Source organism: Pseudomonas sp. H1_F01 (assembly GCF_054681425.1).
The window spans coordinates 6100432-6121890 of the sequence record NZ_CP162823.1; the positions used below are offsets into that span (position 1 = coordinate 6100432).

Below are 21459 nucleotides of genomic sequence, written 5' to 3' on the forward strand. Positions count from 1 at the left end.
GCTATCTATCTATTTTCGACGGGATATGACCCGCCGCCGTTATCCCACCCAGCGTTTCAATTGCTGTCGCAGCCGGCGATTCTCGGTGCGCAACTGTTGGACCTCTTCCAGCAAATCCAGGGCCAGGGCGACGCCTTCCCACTCCAGGTCCAGGTCGTGATGCAGCTTGGCGGCACGCTTGGCCAGGAGCAGTTCGTAATCGGTGAAACGCCAGTCTGTCGGCACCGTGCCTTCGGGCTCGAGGATCCCATGCTCGACGATTTCGATGACATGGATGTCCGCCAACGAAGCGGCCTCGCAGAACTCCCTCAGGTTCAGTTCAATGATCGGGTTGCTCATGGTCTGCTTCTCCCAATGCTTTAACTGTCGAGTCTAGCCCCGTCTACCCTTGTGAACACCCAATCTGTGGGAGCAAAGCTTGCTCGCGACAGAGGCGCCTCAACTCCTGGAGATCGAGTTGCATTCATCGCGGGCAAGCCTTGCTCCCACATGCGATGTATTCAGAAGTTCTCCCGCGGATCGAACGCGGCTTTCTTCGCCAGTTCCGCCCACAACGCCTTGACCGCCTCATCGCCAGTCTTTGGCATCACGGCCTTGAGCTGCACGAACAGGTAGCCGCGCTCGCCGGCCTTGTTGCGCAGGCCGTGGCCCTTGGCGCGCATGCGCTGGCCGTTCTGGCTGCCGGCCGGGACCTTGAGGTTGATCTTGCCGGTGAGGGTCGGCACCGCCACTTCCGTGCCCAGCGCCAGTTCCCACGGCGCCAGGGGCAAGGTGATGATCAGGTCCTGGCCTTCGACGTCGAACTTAGGGTGCGGCGCGAAACGAATGGTCAGGTACAAATCGCCATTGGCACCGCCACCGATACCCGGCGCCCCCTGGCCCTTGAGGCGGATGCGTTCGCCGTCGGTCACCCCCAGCGGAATCTTCACGTTCAGGCTTTTACTGGTGTTGCTCACATGCTGGCCGGCCGCGTTGTACTGCGGCACCTGGAAGCTGACCTTTTTCGACTCGCTCGACAGGGTCTCTTCCAGGAAGATCGGTAATTCCATTTCCACGTCTTGTCCTCGACGGCCGGCACTGCGACCTGACTGCCCACCACCGAAACCCGGCCCGCGATTGCCGAAGATCGAACTGAAGAAGTCCGAGAAGTCCCCGGTGTCCTGGCCGCCAAAACCACCACGGCTCTGCCAGCCCGGTGGTCCCTGGAACGGCTGGCCGTGCTGGCCGTAGCGGCGCAGTTCGTCGTATTCGGCGCGCTTGTCGGCGCTTTTCAGCGCTTCATAGGCTTCGGAGACGTCCTTGAATTTGGTCTCGGCGTCCTTTTCCTTGCTCACATCCGGGTGGTACTTGCGCGCCAGTTTGCGATAGGCGGCCTTGATCGTGGCGTCGTCGGCCGTCGGCTCGACACCCAGGATCTTGTAATAGTCTTTGAAGTCCATTGAAGGATCACCATCCGTTATCGATATAGCACCGCCATGCACAGCATGCTCGTGGTACAAGCCCCGGAGTTTGACCAATCTCAAGGTTTGTGACCGGGCGGCGCGTCAGAAGTTTATCGGCAGCCGGTGGCGGTTCTTGTACCGCCGTGTGCTACCAGGCCCATGCCAGCAAGTTTGGGGGTATAAGCCAGTCTTTCAAGGTCGGTGTTTGCGAATTAGCAGATAACCGGCCTTCGAATCCGCGCCACACTGACATACACTGCGCGGCCGTTTTTTCAACTGGAACCCGAAAGACATGAAAAACGCATCCCCGGCCCGTGCCTGCGGCATCGACTTTGGCACGTCCAACTCCACTGTCGGCTGGCTGCGCCCCGGCATGGAAACGTTGATCGCGCTGGAGGACGACAAGATCACCCTGCCTTCGGTGGTCTTTTTCAATCTCGAGGAACGTCGCCCGGTGTATGGCCGCCTGGCCCTGCACGAATACCTGGAAGGCTACGAAGGCCGGCTGATGCGCTCGCTCAAGAGCCTGCTGGGCTCCAAGCTGATCAAGCACGACACCAGCGTGTTGGGCACGGCCATGCCGTTCAAGGATCTGCTGGGGCTGTTCATCGGCCAGTTGAAGAAACGCGCCGAAGCCACCGCCGGTCGGGAATTCGAAGAAGTGGTGCTGGGGCGCCCGGTGTTTTTCGTCGACGACGATGAAATGGCCGACCAGGAAGCGGAAAACACTTTGGTCGACGTCGCCCGCGCCATCGGTTTCAAGGAGGTTTCGTTCCAGTACGAACCTATCGCGGCGGCATTCGACTATGAATCGACCATCGAGAAGGAAGAGCTGGTGCTGATCGTCGACATCGGCGGCGGTACTTCGGACTTCTCCCTGGTGCGCCTGTCCCCCGAGCGCCGCACCCACGACAATCGCCACGACGACATCCTCGCCACCGGTGGCGTGCACATCGGCGGGACCGATTTCGACAAGCAGCTCTCGCTGGCCGGCCTGATGCCGCTGTTCGGCTACGGCAGCCGCATGAAGAGTGGCGCCTACATGCCCACCAGTCACCACATGAACCTGGCGACCTGGCACACCATCAACGCGGTGTACTCGCAAAAATCCACCCTCGCCCTGGGCAGCATGCGCTACGACATCGAAGACACTGGCGGCATCGACCGGCTGTTCAAACTGATCGAACAGCGCGCCGGGCACTGGCTGGCGATGGAAGTGGAAGAAACCAAGATCGAGCTGACCCACGCCGACCAGCGCCATTTGCTCCTGGACCGGATCGAGCCGGGCCTGAGCGTGGACCTGAGCCGGGCACTGTTCGAATCGGCCATCGACGGCTTGCTGGAGCGGGTGCGCGGCAGCGTCACGCAGTTGCTCAACGATGCCAACGTGCGGGTCGATCAGGTGGACACGGTGTTCTTTACCGGCGGTTCCAGCGGCATCCCGGCGCTGCGCAACAGCGTCTCGGCGATGCTGCCCCAGGCGCAGCATGTGGAAGGCAATATCTTCGGCAGTATCGGCAGCGGGTTGGCGATCGAGGCGATGAAGCGGTACGGCACACAGGTCTGATCCAGTTCTGCGGCGCGTTCATCGCGAGCAGGCTCGCGATGACGTCAGAACAGGCGACGCCTACCGGATCAGACCATCCCCACCTGCTTCAACTCACTCTTGAGATACGCATAATAAATCGGCCCCGCCACCACCCCCGGCAGGCCGAATGCGGCTTCGAACACCAGCATCGCCATGAGCAATTCCCAGGACTTGGCGCTGATCTGCCCGCCGACGATGCGGGCGTTGAGGAAGTATTCGAGCTTGTGGATCACGATCAGGTAACCCAGCGCCGCCACCGCCACCCAGATCGACAGCGACAGGCCGACAATGGTGATCAGTGTGTTGGACATCAGGTTGCCGATGACCGGTAGCAGCCCCAGCAGGAAGGTCATCACGATCAGGGTCTTGGTCAGCGGTAGCTTGATGCCGAACAGCGGCAGCACCACCGCCAGGAAAATCCCGGTGAAGAAGGTGTTGAGCAGGGAAATCTTGATCTGGGCGAAGACGATGTTGCGAAACGCCTTGACCAGCAGGTTCAGGCGATCGAACAGCGCGGCGGCCAGGGGCTTGCGCTTGGTCAGGTCGGGGATGCGCTGCAGGGCAACGATAGCCCCCAGCACCATGCCGATCAGCAGCGTCACGAACATATGGGCCGCGTCCTTGCCCACCAGTTGCAGGTCGCTCAGGTGCTTGCTCACCCAATCACCGATCGCCACCCGGAACTCGGCAGCGCTGGCCGGCAGGTAAGCGTCGATGAACGGCGGCAATTGCCCACGGGCACGGTCGACCACGGTCATGAACTTGTCCAGGGACGCGCCCGGGTTTTCCGCTTCATGCAGCAGGAAACTGAAAGCGCCGGCGAAGATCAACGTCAGCACACTGACCACCAGCGTGCCCAGCAACGCTACCGCCAACCAGCGAGCGCGGCGGCCTTCGATCAGTCGCTGCAGCTGCGGGGTGAGCATGTTGACCAGTTCGAACACCAGCAGCCCGGCCAGCAGGCTCGGCAACAGGCGCAGCGGCAGCACCAGCAACAGCCCACCAAAAATGATCACCCAACTGATCACCAACAATACATGACGCTGAGAAAACGTTGGCATACAGCCTCAGGACAAAACGGCGTGAAAGGATCGGCAGTCTGCCAGCCTTCCACTAGCAGCACTAGGATTGTATCGGCCGACCTTGGTCGCAGTTCAGGGTTTTTTTTCGGTGGCTGTGCCGACCCTATCGTCGGCACAGGCTTCAGAAAATCCTCTGCTTATTTTTTCTTCAGGCACTCACTCATGAACGCCTTGCGAGCATCGCCCTTCAACGCCTGGGTGGTGGCCGTGGCATTGCAGGTTTTCATACGCTCCTGCGGGGTGCTCGGTGCGGCGGTAGCCTTGAGACAGGTGCTCATGAAGGCCTTGCGCTCGTCGCCCTTGAGCGCCTTGGCGGTGGCGTCGGCGTTGCAGGTGGTCATCTTGGTCTGCTGCGCCGTCGCGGCGAAGCCCTGGGAACACAGTAGCAAACCGATCATCAACAAAGGGACACGCAGCATCTTCATGATGTTTCTCCTGGCTGCCACACGAGGGTGTGGCGATGAGGTGCAGTGTAGACAAAGCCTGTTACACCTTCACCAGGTTGCTCCTCTGTGCCTGAGCTACCGCCATCGCGAGCAAGCTCGCTCCCACAGGGGAGTGTGTACACCATCAATGTGGGAGCGAGCTTGCTCGCGATGAACGATAACGCGGTCCAGCGGGTTACACCCCGGCAGCCTTCAACCGCTCGGCATGCTCGACAAACAACCGGATCGGCTCGGCCCCCTTGCCCACCAACCCCAGCGATTGGTTGACGATATCGAAGTGGTCCAGCGGATAGTCATCGCCGATGACGGTGCCCAGGTGCGAGCTGTACCGTCCGACCATGCCGTCGCATTGCCCCGCTTCCCTCACAAACGTACGCGCAAATAAACGGCAGCTGCGGTTGGTGCCGTCGAACAGGTTGCGCCCCTTGTCGGTCTTGCCCGGCTGCAAGGTGCCGGACCACGAGTAATAACGCACGCCATTGACCTCTTCCGGTCCATTCCCGCCCCAGGTTTGCGGCAAGCCCTGTGGATAACGTTGGTTGAACAGCGCTACCCCGGCGGTGGTCAGGGAGGCATGGGACGCATGAATGTCCACCGGCAGCTTGGGCCCGCGATAACCGGTTTCCAGCAGGCTCATCAGGGCGTTGATCAGGCGCAGCACGGCACTGAGCACGCGCCCCTTGGCACTGTCGGCGGGGTAATGGGCTTGCAGGTAATCCGCCAGCTCGGAGCCGTGGTTGGTGCCGGCCACCGACGTGACCGACGCCACCAGGTCCGGGCGTTTGGCGGCTGCATAGCGGGCGGTGAGGCTGCCCTGGCTGTGGCCGATCAGGTTGACTTTCTGCGCACCGGTTTGCCGCAGGACCTCCTCGATCCGCGCCAGCAATTGCTCGCCGCGCACCTCGGAAGAATGCAGCGGCGAAACCTTCACCGCCACGACCACGGCCCCGCCGCGACGCAACGCCGAGACGATCCCATACCAGTACGGATACAACACCAGGCGTATGAACCCGAGCATGCCCGGGACCAGTACCAGCGGATAACGAGTGGCGCAGCGTTGCGACATGGCGACATCCTTGTGATCAAGAGGGCTCAGCATCGGTACCGATGATGACCAGTCTATGACACCCAGATGAATCCGTGGCGAGGGAGCTTGCTCCCGTTAGGCTGTGCAGCAGCCCTTTTTCAAAAAGTCCGCGCCAGCGCCAGCAGACGCTCCTCGGCCTCGGCGCAGGACAACGCAAAGCTGCGCTCGGCCGACTCCTCGCCTTCGGCCGCCACCACCGTCACATCGGTGATGCCGATAAACCCCAGGACGGTGCGCAACAGCGTGTCGGCGTGGTTCATGCTTTCCAGCTGGCCGCCGGGGCCGAAACCGAAATCGCCGCGACTGGTCACGATCAGCGCCTTCTTGCCCAGCAACAGCGGCTCGTAGTGCGACACGCCGTTATCCAGGCTGTGGTTGAACGTCAGCCCGATGCGCACGATCTGGTCGATCCAGGCCTTCACGCCGCTGGGCACGCTGAAGTTGTGCATCGGCGCGGAGATCACCAATCGGTCATGGGCTTGCAACTCCTCGACCAAGGCATCGCTCAGGGCCAGGTCCGCTTGCATGATCAACGGTCGAGCCTGAGGCTCGGGGTAGAACGCCGCAGCGATGAACGCTTCGTTGACCGGCGCAATCACTGCCCGCCCGACTTCGCGGCGGGTCAATTGGGATTGCGGATGATCAGCCTGCCACGCCGAAACGAAGGCCTCGGCCAAGCGCCGGGAATGAGAGCGCTCGCCACGGGGACTGCCATGTACCACAAGAATCTTACTCATCTGAATCTCCTTTTATGCGGCTACAATCAACACTGCTTGTGCCTTGCAGCTTGAAGCTCGTCGCCGCTGGCGGACAAATGAGCGTTAGTTCATCTGGATGAGTTAATTTCATCCATCGCATTTCAGGAGAATTAGAATGTTCGCCAACCTGCCGCTCAACGCCCTGCGTGCCTTCGAGGCAGCCGCGCGGCTGCTCAGTTTCAAGGCGGCTGCGGCGGAGCTGTCGGTGACGCCTACGGCGGTCTCCCATCAGATTCGATCCCTGGAGACCTGGCTGGGGCTGGTGCTGTTCGAGCGCCTGCCACGCCAGGTACGCCTCACCGACGGCGGGCAACGCTTGTTCCACAGCCTGCACGGGGCATTGCTGGAGGTGGCGCAAAGCGTCGACACCCTGCGCCCGCAACGCAGCAACAGCCACCTGACACTGTCCACCACCGCAGCGTTTGCCGCCCTGTGGCTGGTGCCTCGCCTGGGACGTTTTTATGCGCGTCACCCGAACATCAACGTGCGCCTGGACACCCACTGCGAAGTGATCGACCTGCACCAGGACGCCAGCGTCGACCTGGTGGTGCGCTACAGCCTGGACGCCTACCCGAACCTGTACGGCATGTGCCTGTTCGATGAAAGCTTCGGGGTCTATGGCTCGCCTGAACAGGTGGCCCTGGCGGCACGGCAGGTGCCGACGCTGATCAGCGTGCATTGGCACAACTCCAAGCTGTACGCCCACGGCTGGGATGCCTGGTGCGCCCAGGCCGGGGAGAACTGGCTCACCCGGCAGCCATGCATGCGCGAGTACGACGAGGAGCATTACGCCTTGCAAGCGGCGATTGCCGGGCAGGGCCTGGTGCTGGCGAGCAATATCCTGGCCTCTGAAAGCATCGCCAGCGGCTTGCTGGTGGGCTATCGCCCGGACGTCCAGGTCAATGGCGCCGGCTACAGCGCCCTGTGCGTCCCGGGCCGCGAACGCCATCCGCCGGTACGGGCGTTCTTCCAGTGGCTAGGGGAGGAAGCCCGGCTGTCCGGCTATGCGCTGAAAAACTCGGTAAAACTTTTTCAGGACCGTGTCACTCAGACTTAGAGTGATCGCGCCATCAGAGCGTGACGCTCCCACCGGATCAGCCTCCAGGAGAACGAGATGAGCGACATGCACTTATCCGATGTAACCACCCTGCGCGAACGTGCACGGCAGAACGTGCAGAACGGCGCAGTGACCGAAGGCTACGGCGCCGATCGGCAGGAAGTTGTCCGCCTGCTCAACGAAGCGCTGGCCACCGAACTGGTCTGCGTGCTGCGCTACAAGCGCCACTACTTCATGGCCACCGGCCTCAAGGCCAGCGTGGCGGCCAGTGAATTCCTCGAGCACGCGAACCAGGAAGCCGAACACGCCGACAAACTCGCCGAACGCATCGTGCAATTGGGCGGCGAGCCGGAGTTCAACCCCGACCTGTTGACCCGCAATTCCCACGCCCAGTACGTGGCGGGCAACACCCTCAAGGAAATGGTGTACGAGGACCTGGTGGCCGAACGGATCGCCATCGACAGCTATCGGGAAATCATCCAGTACATCGGCGAAAAAGACCCGACCACCCGGCGCATCTTCGAAGACATCCTGGCCCAGGAAGAAGAGCATGCCGATGACATGGCCGATATCCTGGCTGATCTCTAGTACCGCCATCGCGAGCAGGCTCGCTCCCACAGGGGACCGCACTCTTCCTGAAGAAACTCGGTCGAATGTGGGAGCGAGCCTGCTCGCGATGGGGCCGGCAGTATCATTGCAAGGCTCGGCTACCGGGTCGGCTTGACCGTCACCGGCGCCTTGCCCGCCTTCATCTGCTCCAGCAGCGGCGCGCACTGGTTCGGCTCACCGCCGCTTGGCGCTACCAGCGCGAGCAGGCCGGCGGCCGGTGCAGCGATCACACCCAACGCCACCATCCCGGCGCCGCGCAGCATCAGCGGCACCGCCTTGACCCCGGCGGCGGGCTTGGCGAACGGGCCGCGGACGTACAACGGCGAGCGCAGGGAAATCAGGCGCCAGCCCTTGGACTCGGGGGTGATGGTCAGGTCCAGCTGTTCATTTGCCATGTTCGCCGTGCCGTCGATGTAGATGATCGCGTTCTCGGTATCGAACACGAACAGGCGCGTGGTCGCCAGGCCCGTCTTGATGTCGAAGTCCGCCGCCGCGCAGTTGATCTTCACTTCCTTGTCGCCAAAGATTTTTCCCACCACGTAGTTGCCGACGTTCAGCCCCGCCAGCTCCATCAGCTCACGACTGATGGCGCCATCGTTGATGAGCATTTTCAACGTGCCATTGGAGGTGCCCAGCAACGCCGCCACCGAATTGCCGCGCCCGGTGATATCGGCATCGCCGTTCAATTCGCCGAAGCTGGTTTTCATCGGCTCAAAACCGGGGAACAGCTGCTTGAGCTTGAAACCGCGCGCCGTCAGCTTGGCCTGGCCCTCAAGGGGCTGGGTATGGCCGTTGAGGCGGATCTGCGCATCGAGGCGGCCACCGGCTACGCCGAAGCGCAGGGGCTCGAGGCTCAACTGCCCATCGTTGAGCACCAGATGGGTGTAAAGGTCGGTGAACGGCAACTGCTCGCTATGGACGATGCGCTTGCCGGTGAACTCCACATCGGCGTCCATCACGCTCCAGCGCTCGGTGCGAAACTCTTCCACGGGCAAGACCTTGCCGGTCGGCTGCTTGCTGGCGCCGCCCCGGGCTTTTTGCTCGGTATTGGAGTCAGCACCGATCAGCGGCGCCAGATCACTGAACAGCAGTTGATTGGAGACCAGCGCGCCACTGAGTTTCGGCCGAGGCTGGCTGGCGACATAGGCCAGGTCGCCATGGATATCGCTGTCGCCGATCTTGCCGTTGAACGCCTCATAGCGAAACAGCGCCCCACCCGGCTCATGCAGCTTGGCAATCAAGCGGCCATCGGTGGCATAAGGCGGCGAATCCGGCAGGGTCACGCCTGTCAGCGGGTAGAGATGGGCCAGGCTGTTGCCAGCCAGTTTCAAGCGCAAGTCCAGGGCCCCGAGGTTCATCGGGTCGGTGAGGGTGCCGGCCAGTTCGACGCGGGTCTCGGCGATCTTCGCCTGGGCCTGGAGCGGAAAGGGTCGTGACGCATCCTGCAATGCCAGCAAACCACCAACCTTGCCGGAGCCGGCCAGGGCTTGCCCATGATACTGCCCGTCGACCTTGAAGGCGAACGCGTAGTCCTGCGGTATCGCGCCCTGGTCCTGGGCTTTTTTGGCAGCCTTGTCACCGACGATATCGCTGAACGGGATGGGTTTGCCCAACGGGTCGATCAACAGGTCGAGCCGGGTCTTGAGCGTCTGGTCGTCAAGGGTGACGTGGCCTTTGTCGAAGCCGATGGCACCGATGTCCACCACCCAGCTGGACGGCTCGGCGTCCGGGTCTTTCGGATCGAACTGGAAGGTCCAGTTGGCGCGCCCATCAGCCAGACGTTGCAGGTTGGCGTCGGGCTCCGTCAGGTCGATGCGCGGAATCGCTACCCGCCGGGCCAGCAAGGCCAAGGGCGACACGCGCAACTCAACACGTTTTAGCGTGACCATTTGCGGAGTTTTCGACCACTCCGGGTTGCCCAGGCTCAAGTCCTCGGCCACCACATGGGGCCACGGCAACCAGGCTCGCCAGCCCCCTTCCTCCGGCTCACGCTGCCAGGCCACCGCCAGGTTGCCGTTAATGGCAAAGGGGCGATGCAACTCCTCGGAAACCTTGGCATTGAGCGTGGGCTTGATGCGGTTCCAGTCGAAGAAGGCGATGACCAGGACCAGCACGGCCAGCAGGACAACAAGGCTGGCAAAGCTCCAGGCGAGGATTTTCGAGGTGCGCGTCATGCACAAGGCTCCTGATGACAAGTCAGCGTCCGCAACCGCGACGCCACTGGGAACACGACCCTGCAGTCGGTTCGTTATGAAGGGTTGGACTGGCAAAGCGGCCCACAGGTGCCGATGAACGGCACAAAAAAAAGCAACAATCCTGACCGATCAGCCAACAAACCGTTACCGCGCCCGCACATTTGCGAGGCGGAGATGGGTACAAAATACCCACCTCGGTGCAAAACCACACCTCGGAAACGCCCGTTCTAGAGCCTTCGCCCAGAACAATCAATTCCGTTGATTATTACCATTGCGTTTATGAACTTTTATATCGACTTATCGAGAGTAGCATTGCCCTCGTACCCACTTTATCGCCCTCCCAAGGAGCAACGATCATGAAACGCCAATTACTGATGAGCCTGTCCCTTTCACTGCTGGCCTCGACTGCCTTTGCATTGCCAGCTTCCGAACAAGCCACGCCACAGGTCAAGGACAGCCATTCTGTCTACAGCCAGACTGTTGCCGAAGGCGGCCGTGATCGCCTGGAAGAAAAAGGTCTCGCTGAGGACGGTTATGACCGCACCAAACAAAGCGATACCGTTGCAGCTGATGGTTCCGACCGCACTCCAGGCCAGACCTTGGCAGCCGACGGTTCCGACCGCACTCCAGGCCAGACCTTGGCAGCTGACGGTTCCGACCGCACTCCTGGCCAGACCTTGGCAGCTGACGGTTCCGACCGCACTCCAGGCCAGACCCTCGCCGAAGACGGTTCTTCCCGCACTAAAATGGGCGATACCGTGGCCGAAGGCGGTGGTGACCGTGTGATCGAACGCAACGGCGCAGTGAGCTGAGCCCATGGCGGCCCTGAAAAAAGCCCGATTCCTGCAATCGGGCTTTTGACTTTTCAAGCACTTCGTTTTCCCCGCCTGATCCCTCTCTACCGTTCGACGTCGGCAAAGCCGATTTGCTAGAGTGCGTCGCTCCCGTGAATCAGAAGCCAGCCTTGCGATGCTGCCCCGCGCCGAACAGAAACAACAGACCCGAATTGCCCTGATGGACGCAGCCCGCCATTTGATGGAGTGCGGCCGGGGGTTCGGCAGCCTGAGCCTGCGGGAAGTCGCCAAGACGGCAGGCATCGTGCCCACCGGGTTCTACCGGCACTTCGACGACATGGACCAACTGGGCCTGGCACTGGTCAGTGAAGTCGGCCAGACCTTCCGCGAAACCATCCGCCTGGTACGCCACAACGAATTCGTCATGGGCGGTATTATCGACGCGTCAGTGCGGATCTTTCTCGATGTGGTGCAGGCCAACCGATCGCAGTTCCTGTTCCTGGCCCGCGAGCAATACGGCGGCTCCCTGCCGGTGCGCCAGGCCATCGCCCAACTGCGCGAAGACATCAGTTCGGACCTGGCAGCCGACCTGGCCTTGATGCCCAAGTTGCAGCACCTGGACCTGGCCGCCCTGGGCGTGATGGCCGATCTCATCGTCAAGAGCGTGTTCGCCACCCTGCCGGACATCATCGACCCACCCGCTCAAGCCCTCCCCGAACACCTCACGCCCCAGGCGAAGATTACCCAGCAACTGCGGTTCATCTTTATTGGCCTCAAGCATTGGCAAGGGCTGGGCAGTACCGAATAACCCCGATGTACCCACTGTGGGAGCGAGCCTGCTCGCGATAGCGGTGGGTCAGCCACCATCAATGCCGCTGAAAGACCGCTATCGCTCCCACAGGTTTTTTGTGCAAGACGCAAAATGGTGCGCGGCAGCCCGTCGCGCACCAACATGGCACGCAATCCGCCCCATCCTGAAACGCAATCCCAGCTATTTCCTACATATCATTCGGTTGGCAAGCCCCTTGCTCTAAACACAGCACTGTTCATTGCTGGAAGCACTCCGATGCTGGTGATTCATCGCAGAATCGACACTCAACCGCGCTGGGACGCCGAGCTGCACCTGACCTTTGACGCCCGCAGCAAAAGCCGCCTGCGCTGTTTCAGTGCCGAGGGTGAAGATGTGGGGTTGTTCCTGGAACGAGGCCAACCGCCGCTGTACGACGGCGAATGCCTGCAAGCTGAAGATGGGCGCGTCGTACGCGTTTGCGCCCGCGCCGAACAACTGCTGCATGTCACCTGCGCCAACGCCTTCGAACTGACCCGCGCCGCCTATCACCTGGGCAATCGCCATGTCGCCTTGCAAGTGGGCGATGGCTGGTTGCGCCTGCTGGACGACTACGTGCTCAAGGCGATGCTCGAACAATTGGGCGCCCGCGCCGAATCCATCGAAGCCCCGTTCCAGCCGGAACACGGCGCCTATGGCGGCGGTCACCATCACTCCCGGCACGGCGACGAAGATTTCAACTACGCGCCGCGCCTGCATCAGTTTGGCGTGCGCACATGAACCCGGCCTGGGCGCTGCTGCGTCTGGCCAGCCCGCAGCTGCCGATTGGCGGCTACAGCTATTCCCAGGGACTGGAGATGGCGGTGGACAACGGCCAGGTCAAGAATCCCGACGACGCCCGTCGCTGGATCAGCGATCAACTGCTGCTGAACCTGGCGCGTTTCGAAGCGCCCTTGTTGCTGGCGCACTGCAGCGCAGCCGCCGCTGACGATTGGGACGCCCTGCTGCTGCATTGCGAAGAACATCGCGCCAGCCGGGAAACCCGTGAGCTGTATCAGGAGAGCCGGCAGATGGGCTACTCGTTGCAGCAACTGCTTGCCGGCCTGCCGGAACTCGACGGTGCCGCGCGCGGTTTTCTTGAACAGCTCAGTCTCCAACAACGCAGCGAGCCGCACCTGGCGCTGTGCTGGGCCCTGGCGGCGCGCGCCTGGCACATCGCTCCCCAGGACGCCCTCGCCGCCTGGCTGTGGAGCTGGCTGGAAAACCAACTGGCGGTGCTGATGAAAACCCTGCCTCTGGGCCAGCAAGCCGCCCAACGCCTGACCAGCGAGCTGCTGCCGCTGCTGCAACAGGCCCAGCACAACGCCTCGAACATCGACCCCGACCATTACGGCAGCGCCGCATTTGGCCTGTCCCTGGCGTGCATGGCCCATGAGCGCCAGTACAGCCGTCTGTTCCGTTCCTAGGAGACACTCATGAATACACAACCTCTGCGCGTCGGTATCGGCGGCCCGGTAGGTTCCGGCAAGACCGCCCTGACCCTGGCCCTGTGCCTGGCGCTACGTGAACGCTACAACCTGGCAGTGGTCACCAACGACATCTATACCCGCGAAGACGCCGACTTCCTGGTGCGCAACGAGGCCCTGGCGCCGGAGCGGATCATCGGCGTGGAAACCGGCGGCTGCCCGCACACGGCGATTCGCGAAGATGCGTCGATCAACCTGGAGGCGGTGGACCAGTTGAACCGGCGCTTCCCGGGCTTGGACCTGATTCTGGTGGAGTCGGGCGGCGACAACCTGTCGGCGACCTTCAGCCCGGAGCTGTCGGACCTGACCATCTATGTGATCGACGTCTCGGCCGGTGACAAGCTGCCGCGCAAGGGCGGGCCGGGCATCTGCAAATCCGACTTGCTGGTGATCAATAAAATCGACCTGGCACCGCTGGTGGGGGCGTCCCTGGAAATGATGGACAGCGACACCCGGCGGATGCGCAACGGCAAGCCCTTCGTGTTCAGCAACCAGAAGACCGGCCAGGGCCTGGACGACATCATTGCGTTCATCGAGCGCCAGGGCCTGCTGACCGCCGCCTGATTTTTTCCGACTGACCACAAGGAAGCTTATCCATGACCTTCAAACGCATTCTCGGCGCCCTCGCCCTGCTGCTGACCCCAGCCCTGGCCTTCGCCCATCCCGGCCATGGCGACAATGGCCTGATCGCCGGCCTCGGCCACCCCATCGGCGGGCTCGACCACTTGCTGGCGATGCTGGCGGTCGGTTTGTGGGCCGCACAACAACAAGGTGCCGCGCGCTGGGCGCTGCCATGCACCTTCGTCGGTACGATGCTGCTCGGCGGCCTGCTGGGCTTTGAAGGCCTGGACCTGCCAGCGTTGGAAAGCGGGATCGCCGCCTCGGTACTCGCCCTGGGCCTGGCGGTGGCACTGGCGGTGCGTCCGCCGTTGAGCCTGGCAGTCGGTGCGACGGCACTGTTTGCGCTGTTCCATGGCGTGGCCCATGGCTTGGAACTGCCGGACATGTCGAGCCCGTGGGCCTATGCGGCAGGGTTCGTCGCGGCGACAGCGGCGCTGCATGGCGCCGGGTTTGCCCTGGTGCGGGTGCTGCCACGAGCGGCGGCTCCATTGGTTCGATTGGCCGGGGCAGCTTCGGCGGCGGCTGGGGTCTGGTTGCTGGCGGGCTGATTCTTTAGCGCCTGCCAGGCCGCTATCGCGAGCAAGCTCGCTCCCACAGTTGATCGGGTACACCAGCCCCTGTGGGAGCCAGCCTGCTTCCACACTTTAATCGGTGTACACCGCACCCTGTGGGAGCGAGCTTGCTCGCGATGACGGACTTGCAGGCGCCATCTCTCTGAAGTCGGTCACTCTGCTACCATGTCGCGCAATCGCCCCCAGCCGTGACGACGTCCGCCAATGCCTCATGCTTCCCGCCCCACTCCCCAGCCTGAATTGACCGCCCTGTTCGCAACGGTGCGTCAGCATTTTCACGACGTGATCGTGCCGATGTGGCAAGGCCCGGGCTGGAATGCCGAACTGGCGTTGCCCTATGAATCCCTGGATGCAGAACATGTGCCGCTGCCACCCCAGCGTTACCGCGCCATGGCCTGTGCGCGGCAGTTGTATGTGTTCGCCAGCCTGATCGGCGAAGTGCCCCAGGCCGAGGAGCGAGCCAGTGCACTGTTCCGCTCGCTGCAGCGTCATTTCCACGATGCCGAACACGGCGGCTGGTTCTACAGCATCGACCCGCAAGGCGCGCCGCTGGACACCGGCAAAGACCTCTACACCCACGCCTTTATCCTGTTCGCCTGCGCCCATTACTGGGGCAAGGTCCGCGAACCGCTGGTGGAGTCAGTGCTCAACGCGAGCCTGGAGGTCATTGCCCAGCGCTTTGCCAGCGCAGACGGGCTCTACGAAGCCAGCCTCAAGCGCGACTGGTCGACGACCGGATCCGGCCCGTTGCAAAACCCCTTGATGCACCTGGCCGAAGCGTTCCTCGCCACCCTGTCGGTTCGCGAAGACGCCAACGTCCGCCAGGCGTTGCTGAGCCTTTGCGACGGGATGTCCAAGCAGTTCATCGAGCCGCAGCAACGCGTGATGATGGAGAAGCCGCTCAAGGCTGTGGATAACTGGTTCGAACCGGGACACCAGTTCGAATGGTATTACTTGCTGGCCTCATCGCCCCTGTTGCGCAACGGCAAGTTGCACACAGCCCTGGAGCACAGCTTCGGCCATACCGAACAGCGCGGCGTAGCCCCGGACTCCGGCGCTGTGTGTGCAATGCTGGCCTTGGGGTCCCAGGCAGGCCCACGCGATGCCACCCAACGCATCTGGGCCCAGGCGGAATACTTGCGGGCACTCACCTTGCGCCCGGGCAGCCAAGGATTGCTGCTGCGTCAATTGCAGGCGCTGCAGCAGCATTTCCTGCATGCCAAGGGCTGGAACGAATGCCTGGACGCCGACGGCATCGTCAGCCGCCGGGACATGCCGTCCACCACGCCGTATCACCTGCTGACCTGCTATCGCGGGCTAGCCGATTATCTAGGCTGATTGGCAAACCGCTATCGCGGGCAAGCCTTGCTCCCACAGGGATTTGAGCAGCCCTGCTCTCAGAGATGAATCAAACCTGTGGGAGCAAGGCTTGCCCGCGATGAACGATAACGCGCTCTTATGTTTTGTTGCGTTCAATGGCAAACCCGGCCCAGGTCTGGCTCACCGGCATCAGCTCCAGGCTGTTGATGTTGATGTGCGCTGGCGCATTGAGCACCCAGAAAATCGTATCGGCGATGTCCTGTGGCTGGATCGGCTCGGCGCCGGCGTAGGTCGCGTTGTAGCGCTCCTGGTCGCCACCGAAGCGCACCAGGGAGAACTCGCTCTCGCACAGGCCCGGCTCAATATTGCTCACCCGCACGCCCGTGCCTTGCAGGTCGCAACGCAGGTTCAGGGAGAACTGTTTGACGAACGCCTTGCTCGCGCCATACACGTGGCTGCCCGGGTACGGGTAGTTGCCGGCGATGGAGCCCAGGTTGACGATCCCGGCCCCACGGCCGTGGGCGATCAGGCGCGGCAACAGCAGGCGAGTGCTGTAGATCAGCCCTTTTACATTGGTGTCGACCATGGTGTCCCAGTCATCGAGGTCGCACTTGGGTGCCGGGTCGACGCCCAGGGCCAGGCCGGCGTTGTTGATCAGCCCGCGCAATTTGGCGAAGGATGGCGGCAGGTTGGCGATTGCCTCTTCCATGGCCTTGCGATCACGCACGTCCAAAACCAAGCCATGGACTTCAGTCTGCTTCGACAGCTCGGCACAGAGGGCATTGAGGCGTTCTTCACGACGACCGGTCAGCACCAGTTTCCAACCGGCCTCGGCAAAACGACGGGCACAGGCTTCACCAAAACCGGACGTCGCGCCGGTAATAAACAGGGTGTCAGACATCGTGTTCTCCTTGTTTGAACTTCAACAGCCATTGAATGGAAATCGGCCCACAGCATGCCCGCCCTGGCACGGTAGGAGCAAGACTTGCACACGGCTTTTGCCCCACGACTGCTCATAAAACAACCAATCAACGCCAGGCCTTGCCAAACAAGGGCCGCAGCCGGTTGCCCGCACCTTATCCACAGGCACGTCCACAGTAATCGGGGGCAAGTGCAAAACCTGCAAGCCGCTGTGCATAAGGCTTTGCGGGGTATTTGGAAAATTTTTTCGCTTGACCCTGCAAGTGAGGTTGTGCAGCGCAAGTTATCTGCTATAAGCCAACGCGAGATGGGCGATGGCTCCAAGCCAGTAACGACGGTGCTCAGCGCGGTCTTTCCAGAGTTTAATCACAGACTTATCCACAGGCTTGCCCACCGATTTTCGAGTCCATTGCGGCGCTCATAAAAGTGTTGACAACCGTCACTCCCGCTTGAGCAAAAACGCCTGATCAAAAAACAACCACAGCCCTGGAAGCCACGTATTCAAAGGCTCGCAGCCAGCTACTCCCACGTTACCCACAGCCAGCTCCACAGCAAACGGGGACAAGTCAAAACCGTGACAAAACAACTGTTTGCGGCGACTTTATGTCGCGGTTTCGCAAGGGTTCAGGATTGTTGTCCACAATTGCAAAAACGCATAAAAACCCTGTGGGAGCGAGCTTGCTCGCGATGGCTGTCTGTCAGTGCCATGGAGAGTGGCTGACACGCCGCTATCGCGAGCAAGCTCGCTCCCACAGGGGTTGGTGGTGTTCTGGGGATATAAAAAAACCGGCGATCACTCGCCGGTTATTTTCATTGCAACAACCGCCTCAATGCCCGCCCAGGTACGCGTTGCGCACTTCCTCGTTGGCGAGCAGCTCCTTGCCCGTGCCGGTCAGGCGGATTTCGCCGTTGACCATCACATAGGCCCGGTCCGACAGCTTGAGGGCATGGTTGGCGTTCTGCTCCACCAGGAAGATGGTCATCCCGGTGGACGCCAGCTCACGCAGGGTGGCGAAGATCTGCTTCACCACGATTGGCGCCAGCCCCAGGCTCGGCTCATCGAGCAGCAACAACTTTGGCCGGCTCATCAATGCCCGGGCAATGGCGAGCATCTGCTGCTCGCCGCCGGACATGGTCATGGCCCGCTGGTTGCGGCGCTCCTTGAGCCGTGGAAACAGCTCGAACATGCGCTGCATGTCTTCACTGGCATGCTTGTCACCGATGGGGATGGTGCCCATCAGCAGGTTTTCCTCGACGGTCATGTCCGGGAATACCCGCCGCCCTTCCGGCGACTGCGCGATGCCATGGGAGGCGATGTAATGGGACGACTTGTGGGTGATGTCCACACCCTGGTAGATGATCTGCCCGCCTGCTGCACGCGGCTGGCCGAAGATCGACATGAGCAACGTGGACTTGCCGGCACCGTTGGAGCCGATCAGGCTCACGGTTTCACCTTCGCCAATGTGCATCGAGACTTTTTTCAGGGCCTGGATCGGCCCGTAGAACACGTCCAGCTCCTTGAGCTCGAGGATAGGTCCACTCATACCAGTTCCTCTTCATCGGCACCCAGGTAGGCCGCGATCACCTTCGGATCGTTGCGAATCGCCTCCGGACCGCCCTCGGCGATCACGTTGCCGTGGTCCAGCACCACGATGTGGTCGGAAATGCTCATTACCATGCCCATGTCGTGTTCGATCAGCACCACGGTCAGATCATGCTCGTCGCGCAGCAGCCGGATCATCGCGCTCAGCGCTTCGGTTTCCTGAGGGTTGAGGCCGGCGGCCGGTTCGTCGAGGCAGATGATCTGCGGGCGGGTACACATGGCCCGGGCGATCTCCAGACGCCGTTGCTGACCGTAGGAAAGCTCGCCCGCCAGGCGGTTGGCGCAATCCACCAGGTCCACCACTTCCAGCCAGTAGAAGGCATGGTCCAGGGCGTCGCTTTCGGCCTTGCGGTAGCCCTTGGTGTTGAGGATACCCGCCACCATGCTGCGGTTGACCCACATGTGCTGGGCCACCAACAGGTTTTCCAGCACCGACATTTCCTTGAACAGGCGAATGTTCTGGAAGGTGCGCGCCAGGCCGGCGCGGTTCACCAGGTGGGTGCCGCCAAACATCTTGTAGTACAGCCGGCTGGCGAAGGACTTCGGCGACACGAAATCAGTCGGGCGAAACGCCTCGCCCAACAGCTTGATGACGTTGGTTTGCTCGCCACGCACGTTGAGTTCGATCTTCCCGCCCGTGGCCTTGTAGAAACCGGTCAGGCAGTTGAACACCGTGGTCTTGCCCGCACCATTGGGGCCGATCAGGGCAAAGATCGAGTTGCGTTTGACTTGCAGGCTGACGTCGCTGAGGGCCCTGATGCCACCGAACTGCATCATCAGGTTTTCAACTTTGAGTACGACTTCGCTCATGGCGCTACCCCCTTGCGCGGCGTCACCCCGGTACGGCTGATACGGATCAGGCCGCGCGGACGCCAGATCATCATCAACACCATCAATACGCCGAACAGCAGCACCCGGTATTCGGAGAAACTGCGCAGCAGCTCCGGCGCCACAGTGAGTACGAAGGCGGCAATCACCACGCCGACCGTCGAGCCCATGCCGCCCAGCACCACGATGGCCAGGATCAGCGCCGACTCGAAGAAGGTGAACGAAGACGGGTTGACGAAGCCCTGGTAACTGGCAAAGAACACCCCTGCCAGGCCCGCCGTGGAGGCGCCAATGGTGAAGGCCGAGAGCTTGACCAGCACATGGTTCAGGCCCATGGAGCGGCAGGCGATTTCATCCTCGCGCAGGGCTTCCCAGGCACGCCCGACTGGCATGCGGGTCAGGCGATGCTTGATATAGAGCACCAGCAGTACCGTGATGAACAGCACGATGTAGATGAACAGGAATTTGATATTGGGGTTGTAGTCGATGCCGAAGAACTCATGGAACGGCACCCCACCATCCTTGGCCCTTCGACCAAACTCCAGGCCGAAAAAGGTTGGCGACGGCACGGGCATGCCATTCGGCCCGCCGGTGAACGACAGCCAGTTGTTGAGTATCAGGCGAATGATCTCGCCAAAACCCAGGGTCACGATGGCCAGGTAGTCACCGTGCATTCGCAACACCGGGAAGCCCAATATGCACCCCGCCATCGCCGCCGCGATGGCCGCCAGTGGCAGTACCGTCCAGAACCCCAGCCCCAGGTATTGATAGCCCAGCGCCAGGCCATAGGCACCGATGGCGTAGAACGCCACGTAACCCAGGTCGAGCAGCCCCGCCAGGCCGACAACGATGTTCAGGCCCAGGCCCAACAGCACATAGATCAGCCCGAGGATGACCACAGTGAGTACGTATTTGTTGGCGAAGAACGGAAACACGATGGCAATCACGATCAACGCCGGGATGACCCAGCGCAGGCGCGACTTGTAGTCCGGTGGCAGCACATGCACGCCGGAGCCGGTACTCTCGAAACCCTGGAGAATCTTCAGTCCCTTGGGAGTTTGCAGGAACAGGCTCAAGGCAAAGCGCCCGATCATCACGATCGCCACCAGCCAGCCGACGCGGGCCGGTTGCAGGTTGAAGCTGTAGCCGTCGAGCACCACGCCGACGATCGGCCCGAACACGATCAGCGAGATCAGGCCGGCCAGGATCGCGTCGATGACGCTCTTTTTGATATCAATCGATTTATTGGCAGCAGACATACTTATACCTTCGCCACGAGTGGGCGACCCAGCAGGCCTTGGGGACGGAAAATCAGAATCAGCACCAGCAGCGAGAAACTGAACACGTCTTTGTAGTCAGAGTTGATCAGACCGGAGAACAGCGACTCGGAAATGCCGAGGATGATCCCGCCGAGCATCGCCCCAGGCAGGGAGCCGATGCCGCCGAGTACCGCCGCGGTGAACGCCTTGATGCCGATGATGAAGCCGGCATAGAAGTCGAACGTGCCGTAGTTCATGGTGATCAGCACGCCGGCCAGGGCCGCCATCGCCGCACCGATGATGAACACGTAGGAAATCACCCGGTCGGTGTTGATCCCCAGGATCGAGGCCATCTTGCGGTCTTGCTGGGTGGCGCGGCACATGCGTCCGAGCTTGGTGTACTTGATGATGTAGGTCAGCAAGCCCATCCCGGCGAACGCGGCAATCAGGATGAAAATCTTGGTGTAGGTGAGCTGGACGAAACCGCTGCCGATATCGACGCGCATGGCGCCTTCGAGCAGTGTCGGGACACCCTGTTGGCGGGCGCCCTGGCTGATCTGCGCGTAGTTCTGCAGGATCAGCGAGATGCCGATGGCACTGATCAGCGGTGCCAGCCGGGTCGAGTTGCGCAGGGGTTTATAGGCGACGCGTTCGATGACCCAGCCATATACCCCGGTGACCACGACCGTGAACACGAGGGTGCCGAGGATCATAAGCGGAAAGGATTCAATACCGAAGTAAGCCAGCAGAGCCAGACTGATTGCCGCGAGGTAAGCGGAAATCATGTAAACCTCGCCGTGAGCGAAGTTGATCATGCCGATGATGCCGTAGACCATTGTGTAGCCGATGGCGATCAGACCATAGACCGACCCGAGGGTCAGGCCATTGATCAGTTGCTGCAGGAAAATACCATCCATAACGCAATCTCACGCAGTGAGAACCTGCACACCCTGGGGTGTGCGGT

Annotated in this window: 22 protein-coding genes; 10 read left to right on the forward strand and 12 right to left on the reverse strand. The window is 61.6% G+C overall.

Translation table 11 applies throughout. The features are described from left to right. Nucleotides 1–39: 39 nt before the first annotated feature. Both AB4O09_RS27510 and AB4O09_RS27515 read right to left on the reverse strand, forming a co-directional pair. Nucleotides 40–339: a chaperone modulator CbpM gene (locus AB4O09_RS27510; RefSeq protein ID WP_003197337.1), complete on the reverse strand. Its 300-nt coding sequence runs from the start codon at nucleotides 337–339 to the stop codon at nucleotides 40–42. 161 nt (nucleotides 340–500) lie between these two features. Next, nucleotides 501–1439, reverse strand: a complete 939-nt coding sequence (locus AB4O09_RS27515; RefSeq protein WP_003197335.1) for a DnaJ C-terminal domain-containing protein — start codon at nucleotides 1437–1439, stop codon at nucleotides 501–503. Nucleotides 1440–1734: 295 nt separating this feature from the next. Here AB4O09_RS27515 and AB4O09_RS27520 point away from each other — a divergent pair, with 295 nt between their 5' ends. Beyond that, a complete protein-coding gene (locus AB4O09_RS27520) occupies nucleotides 1735–3009 on the forward strand; it encodes an Hsp70 family protein (protein WP_003197332.1) in 1275 nt (424 codons plus the stop codon). A 68-nt stretch (nucleotides 3010–3077) separates the two neighbouring features. Here AB4O09_RS27520 and AB4O09_RS27525 read toward each other — a convergent pair whose 3' ends face one another. The 4 genes from AB4O09_RS27525 to AB4O09_RS27540 all read right to left on the reverse strand — a co-directional run bounded on the left by AB4O09_RS27525 (nucleotide 3078) and on the right by AB4O09_RS27540 (nucleotide 6382). Continuing rightward, nucleotides 3078–4091, reverse strand: a complete 1014-nt coding sequence (locus AB4O09_RS27525; protein ID WP_003197331.1) for an AI-2E family transporter — start codon at nucleotides 4089–4091, stop codon at nucleotides 3078–3080. 158 nt (nucleotides 4092–4249) lie between these two features. Beyond that, complete coding sequence (locus tag AB4O09_RS27530) at nucleotides 4250–4537, reverse strand: PsiF family protein (RefSeq protein ID WP_003197329.1); 288 nt, start codon at nucleotides 4535–4537, stop codon at nucleotides 4250–4252. A 196-nt stretch (nucleotides 4538–4733) separates the two neighbouring features. After that, nucleotides 4734–5624: an esterase/lipase family protein gene (locus tag AB4O09_RS27535; protein WP_003197326.1), complete on the reverse strand. Its 891-nt coding sequence runs from the start codon at nucleotides 5622–5624 to the stop codon at nucleotides 4734–4736. A 119-nt stretch (nucleotides 5625–5743) separates the two neighbouring features. After that, complete coding sequence (locus tag AB4O09_RS27540) at nucleotides 5744–6382, reverse strand: FMN-dependent NADH-azoreductase (RefSeq protein WP_013692143.1); 639 nt, start codon at nucleotides 6380–6382, stop codon at nucleotides 5744–5746. A gap of 136 nt (nucleotides 6383–6518) precedes the next feature. Between AB4O09_RS27540 and AB4O09_RS27545 the strand changes: the two genes are divergently transcribed. Both AB4O09_RS27545 and AB4O09_RS27550 read left to right on the forward strand, forming a co-directional pair. After that, nucleotides 6519–7460: a LysR substrate-binding domain-containing protein gene (locus AB4O09_RS27545; RefSeq protein ID WP_013692142.1), complete on the forward strand. Its 942-nt coding sequence runs from the start codon at nucleotides 6519–6521 to the stop codon at nucleotides 7458–7460. 57 nt (nucleotides 7461–7517) lie between these two features. Further along, nucleotides 7518–8048, forward strand: coding sequence for a ferritin-like domain-containing protein (locus AB4O09_RS27550; protein ID WP_003197320.1), 531 nt, complete (start codon nucleotides 7518–7520; stop codon nucleotides 8046–8048). 119 nt (nucleotides 8049–8167) lie between these two features. Here AB4O09_RS27550 and AB4O09_RS27555 read toward each other — a convergent pair whose 3' ends face one another. After that, nucleotides 8168–10243: an AsmA family protein gene (locus tag AB4O09_RS27555; protein WP_013692141.1), complete on the reverse strand. Its 2076-nt coding sequence runs from the start codon at nucleotides 10241–10243 to the stop codon at nucleotides 8168–8170. 377 nt (nucleotides 10244–10620) lie between these two features. Between AB4O09_RS27555 and AB4O09_RS27560 the strand changes: the two genes are divergently transcribed. From AB4O09_RS27560 to AB4O09_RS27590, 7 genes are all read left to right on the forward strand, one after another. Continuing rightward, the gene (locus AB4O09_RS27560) at nucleotides 10621–11076 is read left to right on the forward strand and encodes a hypothetical protein (RefSeq protein WP_028237493.1); all 456 of its coding nucleotides are present in this window, start codon (nucleotides 10621–10623) and stop codon (nucleotides 11074–11076) included. 157 nt (nucleotides 11077–11233) lie between these two features. Further along, nucleotides 11234–11866, forward strand: coding sequence for a TetR family transcriptional regulator (locus tag AB4O09_RS27565; protein ID WP_013692139.1), 633 nt, complete (start codon nucleotides 11234–11236; stop codon nucleotides 11864–11866). A gap of 258 nt (nucleotides 11867–12124) precedes the next feature. Beyond that, nucleotides 12125–12625, forward strand: a complete 501-nt coding sequence (gene ureE, locus AB4O09_RS27570; protein ID WP_003197313.1) for an urease accessory protein UreE — start codon at nucleotides 12125–12127, stop codon at nucleotides 12623–12625. Beyond that, entirely contained in the window at nucleotides 12622–13311 is a 690-nt protein-coding gene (locus AB4O09_RS27575; RefSeq protein ID WP_003197311.1) for an urease accessory protein UreF, read from the forward strand. Before ureE ends, AB4O09_RS27575 begins: the two co-directional genes overlap by 4 nt. Nucleotides 13312–13320: 9 nt before the next feature. Further along, nucleotides 13321–13935 carry an urease accessory protein UreG gene (ureG, locus tag AB4O09_RS27580; RefSeq protein ID WP_003197309.1) on the forward strand — a complete coding sequence of 205 codons (615 nt, stop codon included), beginning with the start codon at nucleotides 13321–13323 and terminating at the stop codon, nucleotides 13933–13935. A gap of 32 nt (nucleotides 13936–13967) precedes the next feature. Further along, nucleotides 13968–14540: a HupE/UreJ family protein gene (locus AB4O09_RS27585; RefSeq protein WP_003197307.1), complete on the forward strand. Its 573-nt coding sequence runs from the start codon at nucleotides 13968–13970 to the stop codon at nucleotides 14538–14540. A 228-nt stretch (nucleotides 14541–14768) separates the two neighbouring features. After that, nucleotides 14769–15902, forward strand: coding sequence for an AGE family epimerase/isomerase (locus AB4O09_RS27590; RefSeq protein WP_003197305.1), 1134 nt, complete (start codon nucleotides 14769–14771; stop codon nucleotides 15900–15902). 118 nt (nucleotides 15903–16020) lie between these two features. Here the strand turns inward: AB4O09_RS27590 and AB4O09_RS27595 are convergent, their stop codons facing one another. The 5 genes from AB4O09_RS27595 to AB4O09_RS27615 all read right to left on the reverse strand — a co-directional run bounded on the left by AB4O09_RS27595 (nucleotide 16021) and on the right by AB4O09_RS27615 (nucleotide 21412). After that, on the reverse strand, nucleotides 16021–16785 hold the full coding sequence (locus AB4O09_RS27595) for an SDR family oxidoreductase (protein ID WP_003197302.1): 765 nt from the start codon (nucleotides 16783–16785) through the stop codon (nucleotides 16021–16023). 847 nt (nucleotides 16786–17632) lie between these two features. Further along, a complete protein-coding gene (locus tag AB4O09_RS27600; RefSeq protein ID WP_003197300.1) occupies nucleotides 17633–18349 on the reverse strand; it encodes an ABC transporter ATP-binding protein in 717 nt (238 codons plus the stop codon). Continuing rightward, complete coding sequence (locus AB4O09_RS27605; RefSeq protein WP_003197298.1) at nucleotides 18346–19218, reverse strand: ABC transporter ATP-binding protein; 873 nt, start codon at nucleotides 19216–19218, stop codon at nucleotides 18346–18348. The genes AB4O09_RS27600 and AB4O09_RS27605 overlap by 4 nt, the downstream gene beginning before the upstream one ends. After that, a complete protein-coding gene (livM, locus tag AB4O09_RS27610) occupies nucleotides 19215–20495 on the reverse strand; it encodes a high-affinity branched-chain amino acid ABC transporter permease LivM (RefSeq protein WP_003197297.1) in 1281 nt (426 codons plus the stop codon). The genes AB4O09_RS27605 and livM overlap by 4 nt, the downstream gene beginning before the upstream one ends. Nucleotides 20496–20497: 2 nt before the next feature. Next, complete coding sequence (locus AB4O09_RS27615) at nucleotides 20498–21412, reverse strand: ABC transporter permease subunit (protein ID WP_003197295.1); 915 nt, start codon at nucleotides 21410–21412, stop codon at nucleotides 20498–20500. Nucleotides 21413–21459: the final 47 nt, after the last annotated feature.

Excerpts from the sequence above, each read along its gene's own strand:
- AB4O09_RS27510 (WP_003197337.1), bottom strand. The coding sequence starts at position 339 with ATGAGCAACCCGATCATTGAACTGAACCTGAGGGAGTTCTGCGAGGCC.
- AB4O09_RS27515 (WP_003197335.1), bottom strand. The coding sequence starts at position 1,439 with ATGGACTTCAAAGACTATTACAAGATCCTGGGTGTCGAGCCGACGGCC.
- AB4O09_RS27520 (WP_003197332.1), top strand. The coding sequence starts at position 1,735 with ATGAAAAACGCATCCCCGGCCCGTGCCTGCGGCATCGACTTTGGCACG.
- AB4O09_RS27525 (WP_003197331.1), bottom strand. The coding sequence starts at position 4,091 with ATGCCAACGTTTTCTCAGCGTCATGTATTGTTGGTGATCAGTTGGGTG.
- AB4O09_RS27530 (WP_003197329.1), bottom strand. The coding sequence starts at position 4,537 with ATGAAGATGCTGCGTGTCCCTTTGTTGATGATCGGTTTGCTACTGTGT.
- AB4O09_RS27535 (WP_003197326.1), bottom strand. The coding sequence starts at position 5,624 with ATGTCGCAACGCTGCGCCACTCGTTATCCGCTGGTACTGGTCCCGGGC.
- AB4O09_RS27540 (WP_013692143.1), bottom strand. The coding sequence starts at position 6,382 with ATGAGTAAGATTCTTGTGGTACATGGCAGTCCCCGTGGCGAGCGCTCT.
- AB4O09_RS27545 (WP_013692142.1), top strand. The coding sequence starts at position 6,519 with ATGTTCGCCAACCTGCCGCTCAACGCCCTGCGTGCCTTCGAGGCAGCC.
- AB4O09_RS27550 (WP_003197320.1), top strand. The coding sequence starts at position 7,518 with ATGAGCGACATGCACTTATCCGATGTAACCACCCTGCGCGAACGTGCA.
- AB4O09_RS27555 (WP_013692141.1), bottom strand. The coding sequence starts at position 10,243 with ATGACGCGCACCTCGAAAATCCTCGCCTGGAGCTTTGCCAGCCTTGTT.
- AB4O09_RS27560 (WP_028237493.1), top strand. The coding sequence starts at position 10,621 with ATGAAACGCCAATTACTGATGAGCCTGTCCCTTTCACTGCTGGCCTCG.
- AB4O09_RS27565 (WP_013692139.1), top strand. The coding sequence starts at position 11,234 with ATGCTGCCCCGCGCCGAACAGAAACAACAGACCCGAATTGCCCTGATG.
- ureE (WP_003197313.1), top strand. The coding sequence starts at position 12,125 with ATGCTGGTGATTCATCGCAGAATCGACACTCAACCGCGCTGGGACGCC.
- AB4O09_RS27575 (WP_003197311.1), top strand. The coding sequence starts at position 12,622 with ATGAACCCGGCCTGGGCGCTGCTGCGTCTGGCCAGCCCGCAGCTGCCG.
- ureG (WP_003197309.1), top strand. The coding sequence starts at position 13,321 with ATGAATACACAACCTCTGCGCGTCGGTATCGGCGGCCCGGTAGGTTCC.
- AB4O09_RS27585 (WP_003197307.1), top strand. The coding sequence starts at position 13,968 with ATGACCTTCAAACGCATTCTCGGCGCCCTCGCCCTGCTGCTGACCCCA.
- AB4O09_RS27590 (WP_003197305.1), top strand. The coding sequence starts at position 14,769 with ATGCCTCATGCTTCCCGCCCCACTCCCCAGCCTGAATTGACCGCCCTG.
- AB4O09_RS27595 (WP_003197302.1), bottom strand. The coding sequence starts at position 16,785 with ATGTCTGACACCCTGTTTATTACCGGCGCGACGTCCGGTTTTGGTGAA.
- AB4O09_RS27600 (WP_003197300.1), bottom strand. The coding sequence starts at position 18,349 with ATGAGTGGACCTATCCTCGAGCTCAAGGAGCTGGACGTGTTCTACGGG.
- AB4O09_RS27605 (WP_003197298.1), bottom strand. The coding sequence starts at position 19,218 with ATGAGCGAAGTCGTACTCAAAGTTGAAAACCTGATGATGCAGTTCGGT.
- livM (WP_003197297.1), bottom strand. The coding sequence starts at position 20,495 with ATGTCTGCTGCCAATAAATCGATTGATATCAAAAAGAGCGTCATCGAC.
- AB4O09_RS27615 (WP_003197295.1), bottom strand. The coding sequence starts at position 21,412 with ATGGATGGTATTTTCCTGCAGCAACTGATCAATGGCCTGACCCTCGGG.